The organism is Kineococcus sp. G2, from assembly GCF_037154035.1.
Taxonomy (GTDB): domain Bacteria; phylum Actinomycetota; class Actinomycetes; order Actinomycetales; family Kineococcaceae; genus Kineococcus.
In genome coordinates this window covers 1-966 of sequence record NZ_JBBBEM010000152.1, presented here as the reverse complement: position 1 = coordinate 966, position 966 = coordinate 1, and the positions used below count along the sequence as shown (strand labels likewise).

Sequence of the window (966 nt, the reverse complement as noted above, 5' to 3'; positions counted from 1 at the left end):
CCGATCTTGTCGCCGTCGCGGCCGGTGACCGTGGCGCCGTAGAGGGTTTCCGCGGTGAAGGTGCTGCCGGTCATGGGGGCCTCCGATGTCGAGGGGAATCGCTGAGGGGAGTCCGCGCGGGACGGTTCGCCTGCACGCACCTCCGGGGAGGTTCGTCAGGTGCTGCGGTGCCGTCGTGCTGATGCGGTTCAGCGGTCAGCGGCGTGCGGTGACCGTTGTCCGGTTCGCGGTATCAGGCCGCGCACCATGAACCCAGGCCCCACGGCCCCCCGCAACTCGAAACCGCAGCAGCTCCGGCCCTCGGGAACACGGTGCCCGAGCGGGTCGCTCCACCGCTCCGAGCCGGCGCCGGCGAGTTCGGCGAGGTGCTGCGCGCCGAGAACGCCGGAGCGGCGTCACCGGAACCGCCCGCGCGGTGACGAGCGCGCCGGCGTTCCGCTCGTCACGGTGTTCACCGCTCGAGCGGGGGCAGCGGGCTGCGCTGGATCGAGGGGCTCCCGACCGCGTCGCTCGCGCGGCTCCAGCGAGGACGCGGCCGCCCACGCCCACCGCTCCTTCGGTGGCTTCCTCGTGCGGCGGTGCGGGAGCCGTCAGGCTGGTCAGGCCCGGTCGCACCGCTCCAGGGGACCCACCCGCTCGGCGCTGAGGGGTGCGTCGGCGTGGAGGGCCCGGAGGGCGCAGGCGCTGTCGGGTCCACCCCTCCCCCGGGTCCGTGCACCCGCTCAAGGACCGCCCGCGCGGTGCCGACGCGGTGGGGGTGACAGGCACCGCGCACCGGGCCGCGGCCCCCGCGGGTGGCCGCGCCGCGCGCCGCGTCCCGCGCACGTCCCGCCTGGCGCGCGCGTCGCTGTGCCTCGCCCTCGCCGGCGCGCTCCTGGCCGGCGCCGTGCCCGCGGCCGCCGTCCCCACCTCCCGCGCCTCCGGTGCGACGACGGGCAGCGCGGCGACGACGGGCAGCGCGGCGAC

1 protein-coding gene is annotated in these 966 nt (G+C 77.4%); it reads left to right on the top strand.

All coding sequences use genetic code 11. The annotated features are described in order from the left end of the window. Positions 1-757: 757 nt before the first annotated feature. Positions 758-966, top strand: a 209-nt coding sequence (locus tag V9U69_RS19250; protein WP_337063523.1) for a hypothetical protein, incomplete at its 3' end; no start/stop codon positions are given.